We start from the raw sequence: 19,052 nt of genomic DNA, 5'->3' as shown, positions 1-19,052 counted from the left end.
CGGAAAACAGGAGGTGCGGCAGGGGTTCGGGAGGGACGGGCCGCGGGCCGGGCCGCGCGGCGCGCCGTGGGTCAGCTCTTCGGGCCGGGTGGACCGTCCACCGGTACGCAGGTCAGCCGGAAGGAGTTCGCGGCCTCGGTGATGGCCGCCTCGACCTCCCGGGTGGAGCTGCCGCGGAAGCGGAAGCGGGTGCCGACGTGCTCGTAGCCGCTGATCGCCGGGGCCACGCTGCCGACCGGGGTGTGCTTGACGGCGTACGGGAGCCGCTCGGGCGCGGGTTGCCGTACCCAGCCGGCGGCTTCGACCCGGCAGGGGGCGGGCAGGGGCAGCGGGAGCAGCAGGTAGCCGCCGACCTCGCCGGTCTTCAGGGGAGGCAGGACGGGGGTCAGGCCGAGCTGGATGTCCACGGCGGCGGCCATCAGGTCGATGCCGTGGACGTCGCGCCAGGTGAAGGGGATCTCCCCGCCGCCCACCCGGGCCCCGCACTCCAGGAAGACCAGCGCGGGCCCGCCGCCGGGCGCCTCGGTGACGAAGGCCTCCAGGTGGAAGACCCAGGGCTGGGAGCCGCCGAGGGCGGGTCCCACGGCTGCGGCGAAGGCCTCGACGGCGTCCAGCAGCGCCGGGTCGTCCTCCTCCACGGAGCCGAGCCAGGTGCCCTGGGTGAAGTCGGCGCAGGTGCCGCCCACGTAGCGCGAGACGGTCCAGCTGCCCAGCGAATCGCCTTCCCACAGGCCGTCGATGTGCAGGATCGGCCCGTCCACGTAGGTCTGGACGAGGTGCGGTTCGGCGGCGAGGGCGGCGGCCAGCCCGGTCAGCGCGCCCAGTTCCGCGGCGGAGTCGATCTGGACCACGCCCCGGCTGGCGGTGCCCCGGTGCGGTTTGACGACCAGCGGCCAGCCGTGGGCTTCGCCGAAGGCGAGCACGGCGGCCGGGTCGGGGGCGGGGGCGAAGGCCGGTACCGGGAGCCCGGCCGCCTCGGCCGTACGGCACATGGTCAGCTTGTCGCGGAACACGGCCAGTTCGGCGGTGCTCTGGCCGGGGACGGCGAACTCCTCGCGGATCATCGCGGCCGTGTCCAGGTCGCCCTCGTTGAGGGCGATCAGCCGCGCGGGGGCGCCGAAGCGGGCGACGAGCCCGGCGACGGCCGCGCGCACGGCGGGCAGGTCGTCGGTCAGCCCGACGGTGGTCACCGCGGCGGCGCTCTGCGGCAGCGAGGCGCGGCCGAGCTCGGTGCTCACGTAGGTGACGTGGGCGGCGGCGTGGTCGAGGTAGTCGGCGTAGTGGGCGTGGGTGTCGCGCCAGCGGTGCAGGACGATGATGTGCGGCCGGTCTGCGCTCATGCCGTCCCGGCCCCCTCACCCGCGTCGGCGGTCGTGGCGGCGGAGTCGGCGGCCTCGGCGGCCAGCCAGGGCAGTGCGGCCGTGGCCATCGTGCGGACGCCCACGGACAGGGCGGGGCCGGCGACGGGGGCGAAGGTGGAGGAGTGGTTCTGCGGGAGCTCCTCCAGCTTGCCGGCGGCGAAGGCCTCGCCGAAGGCCTGCGGGTCGAGCCCGCCGTAGAACCAGTACACCGAGGGCACCTGGGCGGCCGTGGCGAGGAGGCCGAAGTCCTCGCTCGCGGTGGTCGGGCCCATCGTCATGACGGCCCCGGCCCCGAAGTGCTCGCGGTGGGCGTTGGCCACCCGCTCGGCGGCCTCCGTGTCGTTGACGGTCATCGGCAGGTGGTAGACGGAGGTGATCTCGGGGTCGGCGGTCGCGCCCGCGGCCGCCGATTCGGCGCGCGCCAGGCGTTCGATGGCCGCGAGGACCTTCTCGCGGACCGGCGCGGAGCTGGTGCGTACGTTGATGCCGAGCTCGGCGGTGTCGGGTATGACCGCGGCGGTGGTGCCGGCGTGCAGTTTGCCGACGGTGACCACCACCGGCTCCTGGGCGGCGATCTCGCGGGAGACCACCGTCTGCAGGCGCAGCACCAGCGAGGCCGCCATCACCACCGGGTCCACGGCGGCCTCGGGCTTGGAGCCGTGGCCGCCGCGCCCGAACAGCTTGACCGTGATGGAGTCGGTGGCGCCCATGACCGTTCCCGGCAGGGTCGCGATGAGCCCGGCCGGGCCGGGTCCCACGTGCGATCCGAGGATCACGTCGGGGCGCGGGAAGCGCTCGAACAGGCCGTCGTCGACCATCTCGCGGGCTCCGTAGCCGCTCTCCTCGCCCGGCTGGAAGACCGCCACGACGGTGCCCCGCCAGGCTCCGCGGTTGCGGGCGAACAGTTCGCAGGTGCCGATCAGCGCGGCCACGTGCAGGTCGTGGCCGCAGGCGTGCATCACCGGGACCTCCGCGCCCGTGTCGTCGGTGGCGGTGACGGTGCTCGCGTAGGGCAGCCCGGTGGTCTCCTTCACGGGCAGCGCGTCCATGTCGGCGCGCAGCATGGCCACCGGGCCCTCGCCGTTGCGCAGGACGGCGACCACGCCGGTGCGGCCGACGCCGGTGGTGATCTCCCAGCCGCCCTGGGCGGCGAGCCGCTCGGCGACCAGGGCCGCCGTCCGCTTCTCCTGGAAGGCGAGTTCGGGGTGGGTGTGCAGTTCGCGGTAGTCGGCCTCCAGGGCCGGCATCAGCGCGTCGAGTCCTTCGAGCAGTGCAGTCATGTCGTCCTTCTCAGGCATGAGGGGTTACGGACACGGGGTGTTCGCGCACACCCCATGAGGCGGCCAGCGCCGCCGCGGCGGTCAGGGCGGGCCACCAGGGCAGCCAGTCGTTGTGGCCCGCCGACCTCAGGAGCTCCGCGAGCATCGGGAAGGTGCCGCCGAAGAGGCTGATCGCGGCCGCGGTGGGCAGTCCCACGGCCACGGCGCGCACGGCCGGCGGGAACAGCTGTCCCGCGAAGACGTTGCTCACCGCCAGGGGCAGGCCCAGCAGGAAGAGCAGGACCACGGTGACCAGTTGGACGGGGACCCGTCCGGAACTCATCGCCATCAGCAGCGGTACGGAGCCCAGGGCGAGTCCGGCGAAACCCAGGCGCAGGACGGGCAGGGCGCCGAACCGGTCGGCCGCCCTGCCGCCGCCGAGCATCGCGAGGAGCAGCGCCACCATGCCGAGGAGGAGGGCGGCGGAGGTCTCCTCCTTGGTGGCGGCCCCGGTGCTGTCCGCGTAGGAGGGGAAGTCGACGGTGACGAAGTAGAACGCGGTGGTGGCGCCGGAGGTGATGGCGAACACCACGGCCAGGCGCCCGAGGTGGGCCCGCAGCACCGGCCAGGGGCTCGGCGCGGCCGTCCTCGGTGCCTTCGCCCCGGGCGCCTTCGCCGCCGTGGACGGCTCCGGGTCGGCCGCCCCGCCCGCGGCGGCCGTGAAGACGCGGCTCTCGGCCGCTCCGCGCCGGATCCACAGGGCCGTGAGCCCGAGCAGTCCGCCGAAGACGAAGCCGAAGCGCCAGGCGCCGTCCTCGACGCCGGTCTCCCCGAACACCCCGAGCAGGACGTTCATCACGATGAAGGAGAGCGCGCTGCCCAGCACCACGCCGCCGTAGGAGACGGCGCTGTAGAAGTAGCGGCGGCCGGCGGGCGCGGTCTCGGTGACGTACGCGGCCACGCTCGGGTTCTCCGCCCCCACGGACAGCCCTTGCACCAGCCGGGCGCCGACCACCAGGAGCGGGGCGGCCAGGCCGATGGACGCGTAGCCCGGTACGGCCGCGAGGAAGAGCGAGCCGGCGGCTATCAGGCCGACGGTGAGGGTCAGTCCGAAGCGCCGGCCGCGGGTGTCGGTGAGCCGGCCGATGAGCACGCTGCCCAGCGGGCGGACCAGGAAGCCCAGGGCGAAGCCGAGGTAGGCGGCGATGAGTTTGGCGGTGGGTGAGGTGCCGGGGAACAGTGCCTCGGCGAAGTAGGGGGCGAGGATGCCGTAGATGGTCCAGTCGTAGGCCTCGACGACCGATCCGACGGTAGCGGCGGCCAGTTCCCTGCGGGGGCGCCGGGCCGGCGCGGCGGCGGTGGTGTCCGCCGCCGCACCGGCCGCCGGGACGCCGCCCCCCGCGTGACGGTCGGTCTCAATGCTGGTCATCTGTTACTCCGTAGACCCTGATCAACGAGTTGTCCCGGCCCGGGAACGGCACGGCGTGCAGCCGCACCCCGGTCGCCGGGAGCGCCTCCAGGCCGGTCAGGCCGGTGAGGGCGGGCAGACCGGCGGCGGCGAGCGCCGCCGCCACCGGTCCCCCGCCCTCGCGGCTGTCGGTCGCCACGAGGGCGGCGCCCTGCCCGGCGAGCAGTGCCACGGCGTCCTCGGTGAGGTACGGGCCGGCCGCACGGCCGGTCTGCACCAGGACGGCGTGACCCGCGAGGTCGAAGGGCGCCAGCGCGAGCCGGTCGGCGACCGGCTGCCCGGCTCCCAGGAGCCGGACCAGGACCACGGGAAGGTCCACCAGACCGGCCAGGGCCGGTGCGGCGGTGCCGGGACCCGCCGGCCAGGAGGCCCGGGTCGCGGGTCCGGTCAGGTCCGCGGCGGCGGCGCGGTCCGGGCCGGTGGCACCGGTGTTGCGCGAACCCTTGTGGGGTTCCTGGATCAGCTCCCGGCGGGTGATCTTCGTACTGCCGACCATCAGCAGTCCGAGGTGACGCACCAGCAGTTCGCCCAGTTCCCCGTCGCCGATGTCCTCGCCGGGGATGTCCAGGCGGAACCCCTGCATCTGCAGGGCGCCTCCGTTGCTGAAGACGACCTCGGCGTCGAAGTCGACCCGCCACTCAACGCCGTTGGTTCCCGTGGTTCCCGTGGTTCCCGTGGTCATGTTCTCTGTCCTCGCGTTCGTGGATCCGCCGCCCGGCGGATCCGTGCTCTGTCCTGCCGTGCCGAACCGGCTGATCCGGTTCAGGCGCAGTCGATCAGAGCCTTCTCCAGAGCCGCCGCCATCTCGTGGATCTCCTCCTCGGTGATCACCAGTGGCGGAAGCAGGCGCAGTACGGCGCCGTGCCGGCCGCCGCTCTCCAGCAGCAGCCCGTGGTCCAGGCAGGCCCGCTTGATGCGCTTGGCCCGGGCGCCGTCGGCGGGCAGGGTTCCGAGGTGGTCGGCCGGCCCCGCGGGGTCCACGATCTCGATGCCCCACATCAGGCCCCGGCCCCGGACCTGGCCGATCTCCGGGTGGTCCGCGGCCAGCCGGCCGAGCAGGCCCTCGATCAGCAGGCCCTTGGACGCGGCCTTTTCGATCAGGTCCTCGGACTCCGTGACCCGCATCCCGGCGAGTCCCGCGACCAGGGCGATCTGGTTCCCGCGGAAGGTGCCCGCGTGGGCTCCGGGCGACCAGGAATCGTATTTGCCGTGGTAGAGCAGCAGCGCCAGCGGGAAGCCGCCGCCGGCCGCCTTGGACACGAGGACGGCGTCCGGCTCGATCCCGGACTCCTCGAAGGCCCACATGCTGCCGGTGCGCCCGAAGCCGGCCTGGATCTCGTCCAGGACCAGCGGGATGTCCAGCCGGGCGGTGATCTCCCGCAGCCCGCGCAGCCAGGCGGCCGGTGCGGGGATGACCCCGCCCTCGCCCTGGACGGCTTCGACGAAGATGGCCGCCGGTCTGGTGATGCCGCTCTCCGGGTCGGTGAGCAGCCGCTCGATGTAGGTCAGGCCGGCCTGGATGCCCGCCTCGCCGCCGAGTCCGAAGGGGCAGCGGTAGTCGTAGGGATAGGGCAGGTGGTGGACGTCCGGCATGAGGGAGGGCACGGACTCCTTGGCGCCCAGGTTGCCGGTGAGGGCCAGCGCCCCCGCGGTCATCCCGTGGTAGGCGCCGTGGAAGGACATCACGGTCCGGCGGCCGGTGGCGGTCTTGAACAGCTTGATCGCGGCCTCGGTGGCGTCGGTGCCCGCCGGTCCGCAGAACTGCGTCTTGAAGGTGTCCGCCATGGTTCCCGGCAGCCGGGCGTACAGCGCCTGGAGGTACTCGTACTTGGCCGGGGTGGTCAGGTCCAGCGCCTGCTGGACCTGACCGGAGGTGAGGTACTCCCCCACCGTGCGCAGTACTTCGGGGTGGTTGTGCCCCAGGGCGAGGGTGCCCGCCGCTGCGAGGCAGTCCAGGTATTCACGGCCGTGCCCGTCGCGGATCCGCGCGCCGCGGCCTTCGGTGAGGAGCTTGCCGAAGGCGTTGGCGTAGGTCCGGGCGCCCGATTCGCGCGCCTCGACGAATGTGTACATCTCGTCCGGCGTGAGGGTGGTCACGTCTTCACTTCCTCAGGTGTGAGCGGGCGTCGGCGACCATGACCTGACCGAGGGCGATGCCTCCGTCGTTGGTCGGCACGAGCCGCTGGACATAGGTGTCGAAACCGTCGGCGGTCAGCCCGGTCAGACAGTTGAGCAGCAGGAACTCGTTGAGGAACACGCCTCCGGAGAGGGCGACCTGGTTGACTCCGGTCGCCTCCCGCAGGGCCTTGCAGCGCTCCCGGACCATCTCGACGACGGCCGTGTGGAAGCGGCGGCTGATCCGGTCCACGGGCAGTCCGGCGGCGATGTCGGCGGCCATGGCCCGGATCACGGGCCGCGGGTCCACCTCGGTCAGGCCGTCGCTCTCGTAGGCGCCGAAGCGGTACGAGGCCTGCGGCTCCCGGGCCGGGTCGCGGTCGAGCAGGCCCTCCAGCTCGATCGGGCCCTGGGCCTCGTACTCGGCCTTCGCGCAGACCCCGGCGAGGGCCGCGGCCCCGTCGAAGAGCCGGCCCATGCTTGAGGTCAGCGGGGAGTTGACGCCCCGGGCGGCCATCGTCGCGAAGACCTGGCGGCGCTGCTCGTCGAGGGCGGCCAGGGCGGGGAAGCCCGCCAGGGCCCGGTCCGGGTCGCCGTCGAAGGCGTCCAGGGCCAGTGCGTATCCCGTACGGATGGGTTCGCGCACGGCCTGGTCACCGCCGATCAGCGGCAGCCCGCGCATCCGGCCGACGCGGCGGAAGGAGGCGAAATCCCCGAGCAGGAACTCCCCGCCCCACACCGTGCCGTCCTCGCCGTAGCCGAAGCCGTCGAAGATGACGCCCAGGGTGGTGCCGCTCACGTGGTTCTCCGCCATGCAGGAGGCCATGTGCGCGTGGTGGTGCTGCACCTCGACGGTGGCGCCGACCGGGCCGGTGCCGTCGTCGTCCAGGGCGGCGCGGGTGGAGCGGAACTGCGGGTGCATGTCGTGCGCGGTGATCTCCGGCTTGAGCGCGTACAGCTGCGCCAGGTGCCGGGCGGTGCGGTGGTGCGCGGCGAAGGTCTCGTCGTTCTTGAGGTCGCCGATGTGCTGGCTGAGGAAGACCTGGGAGCCGTTGGTGAGGGCGACGGTCGTCTTCAGTTCGGCCCCGAGGGCGACCACGGGGGCCACCTCCCGGCCGACGTCCACCGGGTAGGGCGCGTAGCCGCGGGCCCGGCGGATGAACTGGAGCAGCGGCTCGTCGAGTTCGGGGTGGTCCGAGAGGCGGACCACCGAGTCGTCGACGCGGATCTCGATGTCGCGGTCGTGGTAGAGGATCACGTCCGCGATCTCGAAGAGCTGCTCCAGGGCCTCCTCGTTGCGGTAGGCGATGGGGTAGCCGGAGATGTTGCCGCTGGTGGCGACGAGCGCTTCGAGCCCGGGCTCGTCCAGGAGCAGGTGGTGGTGGGGCGCCGAGGGCAGCATGATCCCGAGGTTGGGATTGCGCGGGGCCACGGACTCCGGGAGGGAGCCCGCCCGCTTGCGTGCCAGCAGGATGGGGCGGGCCGGCGAGCGCAGGATGTCGATCTCCGCTTCCGAGAGCTCCACCAGGCGCTGCGCCGTTGCGAGGTCGCGGACCATCACCGCGAACGGCTTGGAGTCACGGCGCTTGCGGCTGCGCAGCAGGGCCACGGCCTCCGCGTTGGTGGCGTCCACCACGAGGTGGAAGCCGCCGACGCTCTTCATGGCCGCGATCCCGCCGTCGGCCAGGACCCGGGCGGTCCGCAGGAGCGCCTCGTCCCCTTCGGCCGTGTTCCCCTCGCGGTCCCGGAGCAGCAGCCTGGGGCCGCAGTCCGGGCACGCGTTGGGCTGCGCGTGGTAGCGCCGGTCCATCGGGTCCTCGTACTCGCCCTTGCACTGCGGGCACATGGTGAACGAGGACATGGTGGTCATCGGACGGTCGTACGGAAGGTCCTGGATGATGGAGTACCGGGGCCCGCAGTTGGTGCAGTTGATGAAGGGGTAGCGGTGCCGGCGGTCCTTCGGGTCGCGAAGTTCCGCCTGGCAGTCGCCACATACGTGGGTGTCCGCCGGGAGCAGCGCGGACCGGGCTCCGGTGTGCTCGCTGTGCACGATGGTGAACGGCCCTGCGGGCACGGTGCCCGGAGTCAGTCCCCTGGTCGGCCGGACCTCGTCCACCCGGGCGAGTTCGGGGGCGCGGCCGCGCAGGCCGGCCGCGAACTCCGTGAGGGCGGCGACCGGTCCGGACGCCTCGACCAGCACGCCCTCGGGGTCGTTGCGGACCCAGCCGGAGAGGCCGAGTTCACGGGCCAGCTTGTAGACGAACGGCCGGTAGCCGACGCCCTGGACCACGCCGGTGACGCGGATGCGCCACTCGTCGAACGTCACTGCGTTCTGCTCGGTCTCCGCGGCCTCGGTGGTCGCCGCGATCTGCTCGGTGCTCATGGCGGTCTCCTCGGTCCTTCTCAGCAGAGCCGGGGGAGTTCGGCGCCGAGCAGTTCCTCCAGCTGGGTCTCGCGACCGTCCTTGTCGCGCAGCAGCACCAGGGCCTCGGTGTCCTCGGAGATCTCCCCGATGGTCACCGCGTCCTTGCCGTAGGGCAGGGAGCGCAGGGCCGCCAGCACCTCGGCCTCGGCCGCCGGGTCCACGAACAGGGCCAGGCAGCCCTCGTTGGCGCAGTGGAGCGGGTTGATGCCGAGCATGTCGGCGGCCATCGCCGTCTCGTGCTGGATGGGCAGGTCGTCCTGGGCGACGCGGATGGTGCGGCCGAGCTTGCCGGCGTACTCGTGGAGCACGGCCGTCAGGCCGCCGCGGGTGACGTCGCGCATCGAGCGGACGGCGCCGGGCGCCACGTCCGACAGGACCGTGTCGACGAGGCCGTTGAGCGGCGCGCAGTCGCTGTCCACGCGCTGTTCGAACCCGAGGCCCTCGCGGATGGAGAGCAGGTGCACCGTGTGGTTGCCGATGGGGCCGCTGAGGATCACCTTGTCCCCGGGGCGCACGTCGGTCATGGTGAGCGGCTCGCGCTCGAAGACCCCGACGCCCGCGGTGTTGAGGTAGATCTGGTCGGCCTCGCCCTTGCGGACCACCTTGGTGTCGCCGCCGACGACCTGTACTCCGGCCTCCAGGGCGGTGTCGCGGATGGACTCCAGGACCCGCACCAGCTTGGCGATGGGGAACCCGGTCTCCAGGATCATCCCGAGGGTGAGGTACTTGGGCCGGGCGCCGGCCACGGCCAGGTCGTTGACCGTGCCGCAGACCGCGATCTTCCCGATGTCCCCGTTGCCGAAGAACGGCGGGTCGACCACGAAGCAGTCGGTGGTCATCGCGATGCGGTCGCCCTCGATCTTGAGGATCGCACTGTCCTCCATGATGCCGATGTACGCGTCGCCGAGGGTCGCCGCGATCAGCTGGACCAGGTCCTGGCTCAGCTTCGCGCCGGTGCCGTGGTCGAGGACGATGAATTCGGTGGGATCCACGCTCGTGGTCATGCCGGTTCCTCTCTGGAGTGCGGGGTCGTGGGGAGGGGCGTGGTCACGGGGTCTTGATGTTCTTGCGGGGCAGGCCGCCCTCGGCGTCGAGGACCTTGATGACCTCGGTGGAGTCGCTCACCGTGGCGCAGTAGCCCTCCAGCCAGTCCAGGGCGCGCTGCTTGTCGTCCAGCCGGGCCGAGACGACGCAGTCGGAGGGGACCCAGATGTTGTAGCCGCGGAAGAACGCGTCGGCGGCGGTGGTCTGGACGCATATCTGCGTCTGCATGCCGGTGATCAGGACGGTGTCGACGCCGAGGGCCTGGAGCCGCTCGTGCAGGTCGGTCTCGTAGAAACCGGAGTCCTTGCTCTTCTCCATGACGACGTCCTCGGGGGCGAGGAACGCCTCGATGATGTCGGCGCCGTGGGTGCCGCGCTGGACCGGGAGGTGACCGTCGTAGCGCTCGGCGTTCGGGTCGTCCGGGTCGTTGACCAGCTGGAGGTGGAAGATGTGGTGGCCACGGCTGCGCATCTCGTCGAGGAAGCCGGTGAAGTGCGGGGTCGCGGCCTCGACGGCGGCGACGCGCTCCGGGTTCTTCTCGACCAGTTCGTACTGGAGGTCGTTGGTCAGGACGGCGATCTTGGACATGGCTGTGCCCTTCGGTGAGGTGGTGTGGTGCGCGGGCCCGGCCGGGCGCACGTCGGAGCGCGCCCCGGCGGGTGGGGTCGTGGAGGTGCGGCGGATGCCCGGCCGCCCCGGTACGGAGCTTCGCGGCCGGCGGGTCCCTGCCCCGTCGGCGCACAACGCCGCGGACGGCGGTTCGGGGGAAGGCGCACCGGTCCGGGCGGCCACGAGGGGCCACTGCCGCGCGGGCGCGTCGGCCCGGGGCGTGCCGCGGAGTGCTGTCGGTGCGCGGCCGGCTGCCCTGTCGGGCGACGGCGGTCAGATGGGGCGCGGAGGGTGCCGGAAGGAAGGCTGCGGGAAGGGAGGCTGCGGGAAAGAGAGGTGCGGGAAGTCGGGCCGCGGGAGGAGCCGGCGGAGCGGTGCGTCAGGCTCGGTGCGAGCCGGTCCTGCCGCTACGGGGATCAGCTCGCGACCGCGACCCGGTCGGCCTCGATCTCGTGCAGCCAGGTGCCGGTGGCCTCGAAGTGGGCCTGGATGTCGGCGAGCCGGGCGTGCATGTAGAAGCCGGTGACGGGCCGGCCGTCGGCGCGGGCGTAGTCGGGCAGGCGGCCGTACTCGCGGAAGCCCAGGCGCTGCCAGAGCACCGAGGGGCCGTCGTCGCGGACCTCGAGCGTGATGACGTCGCAGCCCATCTCGCCGACCTTGCGCAGGGCCTCGGCCCAGCCCTCGAGCAGGAACTGCCCGCGGTAGTCCGGGGCGACGACGCAGCGCCGCATCTCGACGATGTGCCGGCGGGCGGGCAGCGGGGCCCGGGCGAGGGTCACCATCCCCACGATGCGGCCGTCGTCGTTGCGGACGTGGAGGAGGTCGACGGCGCCCTTGCGCAGGTCGGCCTCGAAGGCCCGCATCAGGGGCAGACCCTTCTCCAGTCCCACCGGTTCGTAGAAGCCGAGGGTCATCTCCTTGACCGCCACGGCGTCCATCAGCTCGATCATTTCGCGCATGTCCTGTTCGGACAGCTCGCGAGGCCATGAATAGTGCATCGTCTTCCTTGGTGAGTAGACGGGTGGAGCAGCCGGACCCCGGACATCGCGCGCACCGCCCCGTCGGGGCGGTACGGCACATCTGGAACGCAATGCCCGGGATCGCCGGCATGCGGGAGTGTCGGCCCTTCAAACAGCGGGCCGACCGGAGCCGGTCGGTCAGACCGAAGCGGTGGCCTTCGTCTGCAGGTTGGTCTGGACGGCGGCCGCCGGTGCTGCCTGGGTCAGCAGCGAGGGGTCCGCGCCGGCGCCGAGCACGGTGGCGGCGTAGACCTCGACGAAGTACGAGACGAACAGGGAGTTGATCTTGATGAGGTGGTCGACGAAGCGCTCTTCGTCGGCCTCGTCCTTGATCACGCGCATGATCAGGTTCCAGACCATGTCGACGTGGTCGTCGTCGTCGTCCAGGGCCAGGTGGGCACGGGCGCCCTTGGTGTTGGCGGCGCCGACGTGCTGCTCCATGATGTCGAGCCAGTCGGGCTGCGTCTTGCCCGCGATGTACTCCAGGTAGAACCCGCTGATCATCGCGGCCAGCGGACCCTCCGTGGCCATCGTGTAGTAGAAGTAGCCGTTGAGGAGCTCGGTGGCGAAGGTCGGACGGATCGCGTAGATCTCGTCGTCCGTCATGCCGACCTTGTGCAGGTCACCGGCGAACATGCGGTCGTGACGGCCCTCTTCGGCGCCGTACAGGCCCCACTCCTTGCAGAGCTGCGGGTCGCGGGTGGCCCAGTAGTTGGCGATGAGCGGGTCGACGGCGCGCTTGAGACCGATGCGGATCATCGTCTCGACGTTGTGCCGCTTGTACAGCTCGAGGTCGAACTTCTCCTTGTCGAGCATGCCGTCGGCGCCCGCGCTGCGCTCGTAGAAGTCCCGCTCGAACTTCAGCAGGAGCTCGTCGACGCGCTTGCGGAACTCAGGGCGTTGCAGGTTGGAGTACGTGTTGTACGACTTACTACGAGGCATCTCATCCCCAGCCGAGATCGTTGACTACCTGACCCGGACCAGTGGAGGCGGCGAGGTTCGCCGCACCACTCGTCGACGGGGCAAGGAAGACGGTCACCGCGAAAGTTGCCGCAATGGCGATGAGGAAACTCGCTATACGTGGCATGCTTGCCTGCCCCTCAAGATGTCCTGCGGTCCGGATCAGCTTCGGCCTCATCCTGTCCGTTCGACGACATCCGGATCCATCCCTTTCTGGGATCATGTTGCCGCTGGCGAAAACATGACAGGGGGATGAATTGAGCTCAATCAGACAAGTCCATCCTTTTCCCGTGCCCCGGCTCACCCATGCCGGGGACCGTCTCTACCGGTTCGTCACCCAGACACCGGGTACAACATGCGAAACAGCGGCCCGGGCTCTGGACATGGACGCCACGGAGATAGAAGAGGCCGCCGGAGCACTGGAAGCCCTGGGGCTGCTCGGCAAGTGCCCGGTGACGGGGATCTTCACACCCTTCCCGGTGGAGCACGCGCGCATCAAGGTCCTCAATCCGGCGCAGCACAGCCTGAACGAGAACCAGACCCATCTCGACCAACTCCGCGGAGATCTCGATGAGTTAACCCTGAGAACGGCGCACCTGCAGGACGACACCTCACTGGAGGTCATCCCGGGCGTGGGCGACGTGCGCAAGCTCATCGCCGGGCTCGCGGACGGCAGCCGCACCGAGGTGCTGACCTCGCAGCCCGGCGGAGCCCGGGACGAGGAGGTGCTCCAGGAGAGCCTGGAGCGCACCGAACGACTGCTGGAACGCGGCGTGCGGATGCGGACCCTCTACCAGCACACGGCCCGGTTCAGCCCGGCCACTTCCTCCTTCGTGGGGCGGGTGACACCGCTCGGCGCGGAGGTGTGCACGCTCGCCGGCGGCTTTCCGCGCTGCATCATCTTCGACAAGGAAGTGGCGATCATTCCCCTCGCGGACGGATCGCACGGAGCGGCCGTATCGAGAAACAGTCACCTTGTCTCATTTCTTTCGGATGCCTTCGAGCGCGCCTGGAGCGCGGCCGAGAAATTCACCCCGGAAAGCGACCGGCCGGCCCGCGCGGCGATTACCTCCGACATTCAGCAGACCATCGTCTCGCTGCTCATTCAGGGCGAATCGGACAACCGAATAGCCCACGTCGTGGGTATATCGCTGCGTAATTGCCAGCGCCACATCGCGAACATCATGAAGAGCATCGGCGCCCGCAACCGGCTCCACGCCGGATACCTGCTGGGCAAGGAGCCCTTCAACGGCATCTGACCCGCCCGCGGGTCCGGGCCGCCGCAGTGCGGCCCGGACCCGCGGGCGGCCCCCTAGCGGCCCCCCGCCGCAGGGAGCGGATCCGCCGTACCGGTCCGGGTCCCGTTCCCGGTACCGGTCTCGGCCACGGCGGTGGCTGTGGGTGTGGCTGTGGCTGTGGGTGTGGCTGTGGTTCCGGGCGTGGCCGCGGCCACGTGCTGCGGCCGGGGCCTCGGCTTCGAGGGGACCAGCGAGGTCACCGCCACCCCGCCCACCAGCAGGACGGCCGCCACCCAGCGCAGTGCGCTGACTTCCTCCCCCAGCACCAGCGCCGCCGAGCTCATCCCGAAGACGGGCACCAGCAGCGAGAACGGGGCCACCGAGGAGGCGGGATAGGTGCGCAGCAGGTACCCCCACGCACCGAAGCCGAACACCGTGGTGATCCAGGCGAGGTAGACGATGACCCCGACCCCGCTCCAGTCGAGCCCGCGCAGCGCCGCCAGATCCCGGTCGGGTCCCTCGATCAGCAGCGAGAGCACCGCCAGCGGCACCACCGGCACCACGCTCACCCACACCATGAAGTTCAGCGCGTCGGGCGGCGACGCCTTGCGGGTCAGCACGTTGGACACGCCCCAGCACGCCGCGGCCGCGATCACCATCGTGAAGCCCAGGACCGGTCCGGAGGCTCCCCCGTCCACGGCGGCCACGGCGATCCCCGCGAAGGCCACGGCCATGCCCGCGATCCGCAGCCGGCCCGGCCGCTCCTTGAGCACGACCGCCGCGAACACGGCGGTGAACACCGCCTGCGCCTGGAGGACCAGCGAGGACAGTCCGGCCGGCATCCCGTTGGCCATCCCGGAGAACAGCAGCCCGAACTTCGCGATGCCGAGGACCACGCCGACCGCGATCACCCACTTCCAGGCCACCTTGGGCCGGCCGACGAAGAACACCGCCGGGAGGGCCGCGACCAGGAAGCGCAGGGCCGACAGCAGCAGCGGCGGGAAGGTGCCGAGGCCGAACTCGATGACGACGAAGTTGAAACCCCAGACGGCTGCCACGATGACCGCGAGGGCGGTGTGAATGGGTCGCATGATCCGAGCATCGGGTCATCAACCGTTTAGCACCAGCACAGATGTCTTCAGGGTCGGATGTAGCGTTGCTACATCCGGGCTGGCCACGGGCCCCCTAAGCTGCCTGGCATGCTCGACCTCTCCCGGCTCCGCGCCCTGCACGCCGTCTCCGTCCACGGCTCGGTCGGCGCGGCCGCGGCCGCCCTCGGGTACACCCCCTCCGCCGTCTCCCAGCAGATCGCCAAGCTGGAGCGGGAGACCCGCACCACCCTGCTCGAACGCCACGGCCGCGGTGTCGCGCTCACCGAGGAGGCCAAGCTGCTGGCCGCGACGGCCCAGCAGCTGATGGCCATCGCCGAGCAGGCCGAGACCGCGCTGGAGGAGTCCCGCGGCCAGCCCGTGGGCCGACTGCGGGTCGCCGCCTTCGCCTCCGCCGCCCGCGGCCTGCTCCCCGGGGTCCTCGCCGACCTGGCCCACCGTCACCCGGCCCTGGAGGTGCGGCTCACCGAGATCAATCCGCACCTCTCGATGGACCTGGTCTCGCGCGGCGTCACCGACCTGGCCGTCACCCACGACTGGGACATCGCCCCGCTGCCCGCTCCCGAGGGCGTGGAGCAGGCGGTGATCGGGGACGACCGCTGCGACCTCGTGGTGCCGTCCGGGCACCCCTTCACCTCCCGCGCCGTCATCCACCGGTCCGACCTGGGCGGACAGCGCTGGGTGTGCCAGCCCCCGGGCCGGGTCTGCCACGACTGGCTCGTACGGACCCTGCGCACGGCCGGGTTCGAGCCCGACATCACGCACGTCGCCGAGGAGAACCACACCGTCGTCGCACTGGTCGCCGCCGGGCTCGGGGTGGCCGTCGTACCGCGGCTGGGCACCGGGGCGCTGCCGCCGGGCGCGGTGGCCGTACCGCTGGAGCCGGGACCCGTACGCCGGTTGTACGCCCTGTGGCGGACCGGGGCGGCCCGGCGGCCCGCGATCACCGAGACCGTACGGACCCTGCGGGAGCACTGGCCGCAGGTCTCCCCCCGTCCGGGGGACTCCGCGAGTGTCCGTCGCCCGGAAGGCCCAGCCCCGCAGTAGCGTCCGGCGCGTGCCGTACCAAGCCTCCCGCCGGACCCTGCTCACCGCGGCCGCCGTGGCCGCCGTCACCGCCGCGGGGGCCGCCTCCGCCGCCGTGGACCCCTCCCGGTCCCCCGGCGGCCAGCCCACCGACGACCCCCGGCCGGGTGACAGCCCGCCGGGGCGTTCCCGCGCCCGGTTCCTCCCGCGCGCGACCCTGGCCCGGATGAGCCTGGCCGAACTGGTCGGGCAGCTCTTCGTCTCGCGGGCGTACGGGCACTCGGCCACGGACCCCGATCCGCAGGACGCCGAGCAGAACCGGGCGGCGTTCGGGGTGGGCACCGCCGCCGAGCTGGTCTCCCGGTACCACCTCGGCGGGATCGTCTACTTCGGCTGGGCGCACAACACCCGTACCCCGCGCCAGATCGCCGAGCTGTCGGCCGGCCTCCAGCGCGCGGCCGCCGGCTCCGGCGCGGGCGTCCCGCTGCTGCTCTCCACGGATCAGGAGCACGGGGCCGTCGCCCGGGTGGGCAAGCCGGCGACCCTGCTCCCGGGCGCCATGGCGCTGGGGGCCCTGGCCCAGGGATCCCGGGAGCCGGGGGCCGCCGTCTCCGAGGCCTCCACCGCCGAGGCCCGCCGGGCTGCGCGCATCGCGGGCGCCGAGCTGGCGGCCATGGGCATCCGGCACAACTACGCCCCCGTGGCCGACGTGAACGTCGATCCGGCCAACCCGGTCATCGGCGTACGGTCCTTCGGCGCCGACCCGCAGGCCGTGGCGGCCCTGGTCGCCGCCCAGGTCCGCGGTTACCAGGGCGCGGGGGTGGCCGCCACCGTGAAGCACTTCCCCGGGCACGGGGACACCGGGACCGACAGCCACGTCGGGCTGCCGCTGATGCGGCACACCCGCGCGCAGTGGGAGGAGCTGGACGAGCCGCCGTTCCGGGCGGCCGTGGAGGCGGGCGCCGACGTGGTCATGACGGCCCACATCGTCTTCCCCGCCCTCGACCCCTCGGGGGATCCGGCGACCCTCTCGCGGCCCATCGTCACCGGCATCCTGCGCGAACGCCTGGGCTTCCGGGGGGTGGTGGTCACCGACGCCCTCGACATGGCCGGGGTCCGCCAGAAGTACGGGGACGACCGGGTCCCGGTGCTGGCCCTGAAGGCGGGCTGCGACCAGCTGCTGAACCCGCCGGACCTGGGACTGGCGTACCGCAGCGTGCTGGCGGCCGTGGCCTCGGGCGAGCTGACGCGGGCCCGGATCGAGGAGTCGGTGCTGCGGATCCTGGAACTGAAGGCCCGCCGGGGCCTGTTCGACGAGGCCGCACGGCCGGCCGCCGACGCCGCGCGGACGCAGGAGGAGGTGGACGCCGCCGTCGGGATCCCGGCGCACCTGGCGGCCGCCGGGGAGATCGCGGACCGCACGACGACCCTGCTGGCCAATCCGGTGGAGCTGCTGCCGCTGGATCCGGCGGACCGCCCGCTGCTCCTGGTCACCGGGACCGACCCGGTCTCCCCCACGGGGACGACCGGACCCCCCACCGCGGTACTGGCCAGGGAGCTGTCCGCGCTGGGCTGCCGGGCCACGGCGGTGCCGCCCGCCCGCGCGGCGGCGGCCGCCCCCGGGAACGCGGCCGTGCTCGTGTGCACGTACAACGTCCCCGAGGGGGAGAGCCCGCAGCGCGAGCTGGTCACGGAACTGCTGGCCACCGGGGTGCCGGTGGTCCTGGTGGCCGTCCGCAATCCGTACGACCCGGCCCGGCTGCCCGACTGCGCGGCCGAACTGGCCACCTACACCTGGACGGACGTGGAGATGCGGGCGGCGGCCCGGGTGGTCACCGGGACCGTACGGCCCACCGGGCGGCTCCCGGTCCCGGTGCCGGGCCGCTACCCGCTGGGCCACGGCCTGAGGTACTGACCCGCGGCACTACGGCATTACGGCATTACGGCCGCAGCATCGGCTCGCGCTCGATGTCGCGCTGGTCGAGCTGCGCGTCCGGCTTGGCCAGCGGTGCGGCCTTCGCCGTGCCGGTGAGCGCGGTGGCCGGGGCCACACCCGCCCACTGCAGGATCTTCTGGGTGGCCAGCGCCTTCTCGCCCTCCTGGAGCTTGTCCACGTTGGCCCCGTGGTTGGCGCCCGGCGCGATCATCACGTAGCTGTCGCGCACCCCGTAGCCGAGGTGGAACTGCTCGGCACCCCACGGGTCGTTCTGGCCGTAGACGAACAGCATCTGGTTCGCGTTGTTCTTGACCCAGGTGTCCACGTCCCGCATCGCTCCCGGCTGGAAGGTCATCGGGATGTCGCGGGGCACGAAGCTGCGCGGCGGCTGGTAGCCGTAGCGGCTCAGGTTGCCCAGGTGGGGCTGCTTGATGTCGGGCGAACCGAGCTGCGTGCCCGCCTGGTAGTAGTACGGCGTGTACGTCTCCAGGCCCTGGTCGGCGTAGGCCGAGAAACCGGAGATCGTGTCGACCGTGTCCCAGATCTCCTGGTCGGTCGCCGTGGCGGCGGCCGGGATGGTGGCGCAGTCGGCGAGCAGGCTGTACTGCCAGAAGGCCCACACGTAGTCGAGCACGACGGCCTCGTAGGCCTTGTCGAGGTTGCCGACGGTGGTGAAGGTCCAGCCGTTCTCGACGGCCGCGGTGGCGTACTTGGCCTCCAGCGGGACGCGGCGCACGAGCGCCTCGCGCTGCACCGCGTTCAGCTTGTCGCGGCACTCCTTGGTGCCGACCTTGGCGAAGAACCGGTCGTAGGCCGAGTCCTCGTTGTTCACCACGTCGTTGGGGGCGACGTAGGCGACGACGCCGTCCATGTCGCGCGGGTAGAAGCGCTCGAAGTAGGTGGCCGTCATGCCGCCCTTGCTGCCGCCCGTGGCGAGCCAGTTCTTCTTGTAGACCTTCTTCAGGGCGGTGAAGAGCCGGTGCTGGTCACTGGCGGCCTGCCAGATGTCCAGGTTGGCCCAGTTGGCCGGATCGGGCCGGGAGGGGGTGAAGAAGCGGTACTCCAGGGACACCTGGTTGCCGTCGACTATCGTCGTCGGCTCACTGCGGCGCGGGCTGGTGTTGACGTTGTAGCCGGAGGTGAAGAACACCGTCGGCCGCGAGACGTCCTTGTGCAGCAGGGTCAGGCGCTGCTTGAAGGTGCCCTTCCACGGCGCGCGGTGGTCGACCGGCTGCTCGTAGTTCAGTACGAAGAAGCGGTAGCCGGGGTACGGCTTCTCCTCGATCAGGCTCATCCCCGGGATCGAGAGGATCTGGTCCTTGATGTCCTGCGTGGCGGCGGTGGCATCCGTGGCGGCGGCCGGCTCCGCGGCGGTGGCCGCTTGTGCCGTGGAACCCACCGCGCCCATGGTGCCGATGAGCACCACGAGCGACAGCAGCCATCCGAGCGTCTTGCGCATTCACCCTCCCCTTGAGTTCACTTC

Annotated in this window: 15 protein-coding genes; 3 read left to right on the top strand and 12 right to left on the bottom strand. The window is 71.9% G+C overall.

Annotated elements, in window-relative coordinates:
* Positions 1 to 71: 71 nt before the first annotated feature.
* The 10 genes from OG904_RS19560 to OG904_RS19515 all read right to left on the bottom strand — a co-directional run bounded on the left by OG904_RS19560 (position 72) and on the right by OG904_RS19515 (position 12,242).
* A complete protein-coding gene (locus tag OG904_RS19560) occupies positions 72 to 1,340 on the bottom strand; it encodes an acetyl-CoA carboxylase biotin carboxylase subunit family protein (RefSeq protein WP_405492681.1) in 1,269 nt (422 codons plus the stop codon).
* The gene (locus OG904_RS19555; protein WP_405492679.1) at positions 1,337 to 2,641 is read right to left on the bottom strand and encodes an amidohydrolase; all 1,305 of its coding nucleotides are present in this window, start codon (positions 2,639 to 2,641) and stop codon (positions 1,337 to 1,339) included. Before OG904_RS19555 ends, OG904_RS19560 begins: the two co-directional genes overlap by 4 nt.
* Positions 2,642 to 2,651: 10 nt before the next feature.
* Entirely contained in the window at positions 2,652 to 4,049 is a 1,398-nt protein-coding gene (locus OG904_RS19550) for an MFS transporter (protein ID WP_405492677.1), read from the bottom strand.
* Positions 4,036 to 4,770 (bottom strand): hypothetical protein, encoded by a 735-nt coding sequence (locus tag OG904_RS19545; RefSeq protein WP_405492675.1) that lies wholly within the window; start codon positions 4,768 to 4,770, stop codon positions 4,036 to 4,038. Before OG904_RS19545 ends, OG904_RS19550 begins: the two co-directional genes overlap by 14 nt.
* Positions 4,771 to 4,850: 80 nt before the next feature.
* Positions 4,851 to 6,185 (bottom strand): diaminobutyrate--2-oxoglutarate transaminase family protein, encoded by a 1,335-nt coding sequence (locus OG904_RS19540; RefSeq protein ID WP_405492673.1) that lies wholly within the window; start codon positions 6,183 to 6,185, stop codon positions 4,851 to 4,853.
* Positions 6,186 to 6,189: 4 nt separating this feature from the next.
* Positions 6,190 to 8,586, bottom strand: a complete 2,397-nt coding sequence (gene hypF, locus OG904_RS19535; RefSeq protein ID WP_405492671.1) for a carbamoyltransferase HypF — start codon at positions 8,584 to 8,586, stop codon at positions 6,190 to 6,192.
* 20 nt (positions 8,587 to 8,606) lie between these two features.
* On the bottom strand, positions 8,607 to 9,632 hold the full coding sequence (gene hypE / locus OG904_RS19530; RefSeq protein ID WP_405492669.1) for a hydrogenase expression/formation protein HypE: 1,026 nt from the start codon (positions 9,630 to 9,632) through the stop codon (positions 8,607 to 8,609).
* A gap of 43 nt (positions 9,633 to 9,675) precedes the next feature.
* Entirely contained in the window at positions 9,676 to 10,260 is a 585-nt protein-coding gene (locus tag OG904_RS19525; RefSeq protein ID WP_328298773.1) for an isochorismatase family cysteine hydrolase, read from the bottom strand.
* Between the two features lie 437 nt (positions 10,261 to 10,697).
* Positions 10,698 to 11,279, bottom strand: a complete 582-nt coding sequence (locus OG904_RS19520) for a GNAT family N-acetyltransferase (protein ID WP_405492667.1) — start codon at positions 11,277 to 11,279, stop codon at positions 10,698 to 10,700.
* A gap of 159 nt (positions 11,280 to 11,438) precedes the next feature.
* On the bottom strand, positions 11,439 to 12,242 hold the full coding sequence (locus OG904_RS19515; protein ID WP_405492665.1) for a hypothetical protein: 804 nt from the start codon (positions 12,240 to 12,242) through the stop codon (positions 11,439 to 11,441).
* A 401-nt stretch (positions 12,243 to 12,643) separates the two neighbouring features.
* Between OG904_RS19515 and OG904_RS19510 the strand changes: the two genes are divergently transcribed.
* Entirely contained in the window at positions 12,644 to 13,519 is an 876-nt protein-coding gene (locus OG904_RS19510; protein ID WP_405492663.1) for a helix-turn-helix transcriptional regulator, read from the top strand.
* A gap of 53 nt (positions 13,520 to 13,572) precedes the next feature.
* Here OG904_RS19510 and OG904_RS19505 read toward each other — a convergent pair whose 3' ends face one another.
* Complete coding sequence (locus tag OG904_RS19505) at positions 13,573 to 14,589, bottom strand: EamA family transporter (protein WP_405492661.1); 1,017 nt, start codon at positions 14,587 to 14,589, stop codon at positions 13,573 to 13,575.
* 108 nt (positions 14,590 to 14,697) lie between these two features.
* Between OG904_RS19505 and OG904_RS19500 the strand changes: the two genes are divergently transcribed.
* Both OG904_RS19500 and OG904_RS19495 read left to right on the top strand, forming a co-directional pair.
* On the top strand, positions 14,698 to 15,654 hold the full coding sequence (locus tag OG904_RS19500) for a LysR family transcriptional regulator (protein WP_405492659.1): 957 nt from the start codon (positions 14,698 to 14,700) through the stop codon (positions 15,652 to 15,654).
* Between the two features lie 10 nt (positions 15,655 to 15,664).
* Positions 15,665 to 17,548, top strand: a complete 1,884-nt coding sequence (locus OG904_RS19495) for a glycoside hydrolase family 3 protein (protein WP_405492657.1) — start codon at positions 15,665 to 15,667, stop codon at positions 17,546 to 17,548.
* 25 nt (positions 17,549 to 17,573) lie between these two features.
* On the opposite strand, the gene OG904_RS19490 is transcribed toward OG904_RS19495, so the two are convergent.
* Positions 17,574 to 19,028, bottom strand: a complete 1,455-nt coding sequence (locus tag OG904_RS19490) for a S28 family serine protease (protein ID WP_405492655.1) — start codon at positions 19,026 to 19,028, stop codon at positions 17,574 to 17,576.
* Positions 19,029 to 19,052 lie beyond the last annotated feature (24 nt).

The organism is Streptomyces sp. NBC_00096 (assembly GCF_045041305.1).
GTDB lineage: Bacteria > Actinomycetota > Actinomycetes > Streptomycetales > Streptomycetaceae > Streptomyces.
The sequence above is the reverse complement of the archived record's forward strand: the minus strand, read 5'-3'. Positions and strand labels throughout refer to the sequence as shown.